This window comes from Saccharomonospora iraqiensis subsp. iraqiensis (assembly GCF_000430445.1).
Classification (GTDB): Bacteria; Actinomycetota; Actinomycetes; order Mycobacteriales; family Pseudonocardiaceae; genus Saccharomonospora; species Saccharomonospora iraqiensis.
On the sequence record NZ_KE387074.1, the window covers coordinates 18,083 to 23,846 of the forward strand.

Genomic DNA, 5,764 nt, shown 5'->3' on the forward strand with positions numbered 1-5,764 from the left:
CCTGCGCTCGGTCGCGGCGGCCCGGCGGCCGAGGCCGCCCGGCAGGCCGAGCGTCACCCGGCCCATGTCGCCGGACGAGGTGGCGATCAGGGCGACCCCGTCGACCCGCTCGTCCACGATGGTGGGATGCCGCTCGGCCAGGGCCAGGAGCGTCATCCCGCCCATCGAGTGACCGGCGAGCACCAGCCTCCCGTCCGGGGCCAGCTCCGCGAGCACGTCGGCGAGGTCGTCGGCCAGCCGGTCGATCGTCGCCGTCCCGGGCCCGGCCGCCTCCGAGGCGCCGTGCCCGCGCAGGTCGTAGCGCACCCGGCGTACCCCCGAGGGCAGCTCGTCGACGACCCGGTCCCACGTCCGATGGTCCTGTGTCCAGCCGTGCACCAGCACCACCGTCACCGCCGCGTCCGGTGTGCCGCTCACCTCGGCGTGCAACGCGGTGCCGTCCGAGGTGACCACCCGGCACGGCCGCGCCGCGCTCTCCGGCGGTTCGCCCGCCGGCGGTCCGCTCTCCCGCCACCCGCTCACCGGTCGGCCACCAGGAACGCGCGCCGCCAGAGCGGCATCCCCACCGACCCGATGAGGCCGTTGTCGTCCAGGAACCCCATGATGCGCTCCCCGGCGTAGCGGATGGTCGCGTGGTAGTACGGATTCGCCATCGCGGCCCGGTAGCCGTCCCGGGGCCGGATCCCGACGGCCTTGTAGACGTGCGGGTTGATCAGACTCTGGACGACCTCGTGCGAGACCGCCGCGAGCAGCCACTGCTGGTACTTCAGCTCCGGCTTGGAGAGCCGGGCCACCCCGCGCGTGACCTCCTCGCGGGCGAAGGTGACGTGCCGGGCCTCCTCCAGCACGTGGATCCGGTTGACCATCCGCACCAGCGGCTGGACCTCCGGATCGTTCATCTGTTCGCGCTGCAACCGGTCGAGGATCTCCTCGGCCACGAGGATCGCCCCGTACATCGCGGGGCCGTAGCTGATCAGCGGCAGCAGCTTGGCCATGCGGCGGCGCCACGGCAACGGCCCGTACGGCGGGCAGCCGATGCGCTCGGTCATCCGGGCGAACATCGTGGAGTGCCGGCACTCGTCGGCGATCTCGGTCAGCGCGTACTGCGCGAACCCGCTGGTCGGGTCGGCCTTGTAAATCTCCCTGAGCAGCATCTGCATCAGCAGGATCTCGAACCACAGCCCGTTCGTGGCGATGCTGGCGATCTCGTGCTTGCCCAGCTCGATGCGCTGCTCGGGGCTGAGCCGCTCCCACAGTGCGGTGCCGTACAGACTGCTGCGGTGCTCCGGGAGATACCGCTTGCCCTCGACGAGCGGGGCGTCCCAGTCGATGTCGATCTCCGGGTCGTAGGACTTCCTCGCGGACGAGTTCAACAGCCGGTGCGCGGTCTTCTCCCGCCGGTCCCGCCCGGGGGCGGCACGCCCGCCCTCCGTGGCCGGTCCACCCTCCGACTCCGCAGGCGCGCGCGTCATCGCGGCCACCGCCTTCCCCTGTTCGTGTAACTTCCGGTAACAGTTACCTCTGGTAGCATGAAGACCATGGTCGACCGTGTCAACCGCGGTGGTGGGTCCACCGCGCGCTCCGGAGCCACGACGGCGGGGGACGCGCGCCGGGACCGCTGGCGCAAGCACCGCATCGCCCGGCGGGCGGAGTTCGTGGAGGCCGCCCTGCGGGCGCTCGACGCACACGGGCCCGAGATGGGGATGGAGGACGTGGCGGCCGAGGCCGGTGTCACCAAACCGGTGCTCTACCGGCACTTCGACGACAAGGCGGACCTCTACCTCGCGCTCGGGCAGCGGGGCACCGAGATCCTGTTCGAGCGCCTCATCCCCGCGATCAACTCGGAACTGGCGCCCGTCCCGCTGATCCGGACCGCGCTGAACGCCTTCTTCTCGGTGATCGAGGAGCACCCGAACCTCTACCGGCTGCTCGCACGCAAGTCGTTCGCCGACCGCCCGGTCGACGCGGACGTGGTCGCCGAGGACAAGCAGGTGATCGCCACCGCGCTGACCGCACTGATCGGTGACTACATGCGGATGCTGAACATGGACTCCGGTGCGGCGGAACCGTGGGCGCACGGGATCGTCGGCATGGTCCAGAACACCGGCGAGTGGTGGCTGGACAAGCGGACGATGAGCCGGGACAGCGTCGTCGACTACCTGACCCGGATCATCTGGGCCGCCATCGACGGCCTCGTCCGGCAGCACGGGCAGGTGCTCGACCCGGACAAGCCCCTCGACGCGAACAAGGTCGTCCACCTGCGACCGACGACGGACACGGGAACGGGAGAGCCCTCGTGAGCGGACACACCGAGACCACCCCGGGACACGACGACCACGACGACCACGACGGCTACACGGGCCCGGCCACGCTGGTGCTCGGGGACACGGAACTGGACGTCGAACTCCAGCTGCGCGGCCACTTCCAGCCGATCGACGGCCGGTACCACTGGTACGGCCGGATCCGGCCCGACGCCAGGCTGTCCGAGGCCGCCGGAGGGAAGAAGCGGACGGTCGAGATCCGGACCCCGGACGGCAGCGCGTCCGGTGAGATCTCCGACCCCGACCCGTGGGACCGCTACCGCATCGCGGGCACCAGCACACCCCCGTTCCCGGTGCCCACGACCCTGGACGCCCTGGACACCCCGGCACAGACCTGAGTCCGACCGCGCGGGCTCAGGCCGTCACGGCTCCGCTACCGCCTCCGCGGCGGGACCACCACCACGACCGCTCACCTCGGCACGTGCCGCATCGAGCGCCGCGAGAACCGCGTCAGGGTCGATGTCCCGGCACGGTTCGGGGAGGGTGGCCAACCAGCGGCTCGTCGCCCTCGCCGAAGGACGCATGTCGACAACGTCGTCCGCCCTCGGTTCGACATTCCGGGCGGCCCCGGCGGGGCCGGGGCCGGGTCCGGACTCAGGAGTCGACGGCGAAGCCGACGCGGCGGACGTCCGACGGCGCGATCTCCACGTAGGCGATGCGGTCGGCGGGCACCAGGTACCGGCGGCCCTTCTCGTCCGTGATCCGGAAGAGGCCGTCGTCGGCGTTCAGCGCCTCGGACACGAGCTTGTCCACCTCGTCGGGCGACTGGCCGCTCGCGACGACCAGCTCCCGGGGGGTGTCCTTGACGCCGATCTTGACCTCCACCTGTGACCTCCGCGGGTGTTGGTTTGGTGCGTTGTCCGTTCCAGGCTAGCCGAGACCGAGGCTCTTCATCCGCTTGGTGTGCCGCTGCTGCAACCGGCGGAGCAACGCCGCGATGCCCGAGAGGTCGCCCGACCCGGCGACGATGAGCTCGGCGAGGCCGTCCCGCTCGGCGACGATGTACTGGGCCTGCGTGAGTGCCTCGCCCAGCAGTCTCCGGCTCCACAGGGCCAGCCGGTCGCGCAGCGGGGCGTCCGACTCGATCGCCGCGGCGACCTCCTGCTGGGCGAATTCCGAGTACCCGGTGTCGGCGAGCACCGTCACGACCAGGTCGCGGGTGCGCTCGTCCAGCACCTCGGCGAGCTCGCGGTACAGATCGGCGGCGAGGTTGTCCACCACGTAGGCCTTCACCAGCGATTCGAGCCAGGATCGCGGTGCGGTGGAGGACTGGAAGGCGTCGACGTGTCCGATGAACGGGCGCATGGCGTCGGTGACCGCGACCCCGTGCTCGGCGAGATACCGTTCGAGCAGGCCGTAGTGGCCGATCTCGGCGGCGGCCATCGACGCCAGTGCGGCGTGCCCCTGCAGCGTCGGCGCCGAACGCGCGTCCTCGGCCAGGCGGTCGAACGCCGACAGCTCGCCGTAGGCGAGCACCCCCAGCAGGTCCACGACCCCGGTGGCGATCTCCGGTTGTGCGTCACTCACGGCGCCCACCGTAGTTGAGCGGAAATGGAGACCAACAACACGCCGGAGCCCCGGCCTGTCCCGGCCGGATCGGGCGCGAGACCCGTTACACTGCCCCTCAGTGGTGAAGTTGCCCTCGTGTAGTACGAGTTCCCCTCGTAGTACGAGTCCTCCTCGTAGTACGAATTGTCCGCGTGACGCGAGACGGCGCGTGCGCCCCGCCGGGGGTGCCGCCCCTCCGTCGCACTTCACCCCCGACCGACAATGTGCGTGCACGCCTCCGGCGGCGTCCCACCCCGTTTCGTGTGACACACCGCGAAGCGAAACGCTTCGGCGTGGTGGTCGAGTGTCGCGAAGTCACCAGGCTGTGCGCGCTGGTATGAGAGAGGCGATCCGACATCGACCCGAACACCGACATCAACGCGAACACCAGCATCGACGCGGACACCGGCATCGACCCGGACACGACCGCTGAACAGCCCACCCCGGCGGCGGGCGCCGGGGGCGACGACGACAACGCTGCCGACGAGGCGCACCCGCTGGTCGCCGGCGCCCCGGTGCGGTCGGACGACAACCCCACCTTCGCCGAGCTCGGCGTGCACGAGGACATCGTCCGGGCGCTGAAGGACACCGGCATCGAGCGGACCTTCGCCATCCAGTCGCTGACCCTGCCGCTCGCGCTGGCGGGCGACGACGTCATCGGCCAGGCCCGCACCGGGATGGGCAAGACCCTCGGTTTCGGCGTGCCGCTGCTGCAGCGGCTGTCGCTGCCCGGGGACGGCACCCCGCAGGCACTGGTCGTGGTGCCGACCCGCGAGCTGTGCGTGCAGGTCGCCAAGGACCTCACCGAGGCCGGTGCCCACCTGGGCGTGCGCACCGCCTCCATCTACGGGGGGCGCCCGTACGAGGCCCAGATCGAGACCCTGCAGCAGGGCGTGGACGTCGTCATCGGCACGCCCGGCAGGCTGCTGGACCTCGCCGAGCAGCAGCGGCTGGTGCTGGGCAAGGTCGGCACCCTGGTGCTCGACGAGGCCGACGAGATGCTCGACCTCGGCTTCCTGCCCGACATCGAGCGCATCCTGCGGATGGTCCCGGAGAAGCGGCAGACCATGCTCTTCTCGGCCACCATGCCCGGGCCGATCATCAACCTGGCCCGCACCTTCCTGCACCAGCCGACCCACATCCGTGCCGAGGAGAACGACGAGGGCGCGATCCACGAGCGCACCCGGCAGTTCGTCTACCGCTCGCACTCGCTGGACAAGCCGGAGCTGGTCGCCAAGGTGCTGCAGGCCGAGGGCCGCGGGCTGACGATGATCTTCACGCGGACCAAGCGCACGGCGCAGAAGGTCGCCGACGACCTCGCCGAGCGCGGCTTCGCCGCCGCGGCCGTCCACGGTGACCTGGGCCAGGGCGCCCGGGAACAGGCCCTGCGGGCGTTCCGCTCCGGCAAGATCGACGTGCTCGTGGCCACCGACGTGGCCGCGCGGGGCATCGATGTCGAGGACGTCACCCACGTCGTCAACTATCAGACGCCGGACGACCAGAAGACCTACGTGCACCGCATCGGCCGCACCGGGCGTGCGGGCAAGACCGGCGTGGCCATCACCCTGGTCGACTGGGACGAGATCCCCCGGTGGAAGCTGATCTCCGACGAACTCGGACTCGGCGTGGACGAGCCGGTGGAGACGTACTCGACGTCCAAGCACCTGTTCGCCGACCTCGACATCCCGGAGAACGCCCCGAGCAGGCTCCCGCTGTCCAAGCGGACCCGCGCGGGGCTGTCCGCCGAGACCGAGGAGGACTTCGGCGAGCGGCGCCGGAAGGGGTCGAAGGGGGCGAAGGGCTCCGGCCGGTCCGGCTCCGGCGGATCCGGCCGGTCCGGAGGTGACACGACCGAGGGACGCTCGCCGCGGTCACGGTCCCGCAGGCGGACCCGC

The 5,764-nt window shown here is 71.1% G+C and carries 7 protein-coding genes; 3 read left to right on the forward strand and 4 right to left on the reverse strand.

What is annotated here, in order from left to right; genetic code table 11:
• Positions 1–453, reverse strand: a 453-nt coding sequence (locus ACTIR_RS0108535) for an alpha/beta fold hydrolase (protein WP_034239092.1), incomplete at its 3' end; no start/stop codon positions are given.
• Between the two features lie 65 nt (positions 454–518).
• Complete coding sequence (locus ACTIR_RS0108540) at positions 519–1,472, reverse strand: AurF N-oxygenase family protein (protein WP_026453953.1); 954 nt, start codon at positions 1,470–1,472, stop codon at positions 519–521.
• Between the two features lie 57 nt (positions 1,473–1,529).
• On the opposite strand from ACTIR_RS0108540, the gene ACTIR_RS0108545 reads away from it, so the two are divergent.
• Both ACTIR_RS0108545 and ACTIR_RS0108550 read left to right on the forward strand, forming a co-directional pair.
• The gene (locus ACTIR_RS0108545) at positions 1,530–2,300 is read left to right on the forward strand and encodes a TetR/AcrR family transcriptional regulator (protein WP_007026226.1); all 771 of its coding nucleotides are present in this window, start codon (positions 1,530–1,532) and stop codon (positions 2,298–2,300) included.
• Entirely contained in the window at positions 2,297–2,659 is a 363-nt protein-coding gene (locus ACTIR_RS0108550) for a DUF4873 domain-containing protein (RefSeq protein WP_026453954.1), read from the forward strand. Before ACTIR_RS0108545 ends, ACTIR_RS0108550 begins: the two co-directional genes overlap by 4 nt.
• A gap of 256 nt (positions 2,660–2,915) precedes the next feature.
• On the opposite strand, the gene ACTIR_RS0108555 is transcribed toward ACTIR_RS0108550, so the two are convergent.
• Both ACTIR_RS0108555 and ACTIR_RS0108560 read right to left on the reverse strand, forming a co-directional pair.
• Positions 2,916–3,146 (reverse strand): DUF3107 domain-containing protein, encoded by a 231-nt coding sequence (locus ACTIR_RS0108555; RefSeq protein WP_019808501.1) that lies wholly within the window; start codon positions 3,144–3,146, stop codon positions 2,916–2,918.
• Positions 3,147–3,191: 45 nt separating this feature from the next.
• A complete protein-coding gene (locus tag ACTIR_RS0108560) occupies positions 3,192–3,848 on the reverse strand; it encodes a ferritin-like fold-containing protein (RefSeq protein WP_026453955.1) in 657 nt (218 codons plus the stop codon).
• A 518-nt stretch (positions 3,849–4,366) separates the two neighbouring features.
• Here ACTIR_RS0108560 and ACTIR_RS22410 point away from each other — a divergent pair.
• Positions 4,367–5,764 (forward strand): DEAD/DEAH box helicase (locus ACTIR_RS22410; protein ID WP_052583787.1); only part of this gene is annotated, 1,398 nt, incomplete at its 3' end.

Bases quoted from the DNA above. Each gene is read 5' to 3' on its own strand.
- ACTIR_RS0108540 (WP_026453953.1), bottom strand. From the start codon at position 1,472: ATGACGCGCGCGCCTGCGGAGTCGGAGGGTGGACCGGCCACGGAGGGC.
- ACTIR_RS0108545 (WP_007026226.1), top strand. From the start codon at position 1,530: ATGAAGACCATGGTCGACCGTGTCAACCGCGGTGGTGGGTCCACCGCG.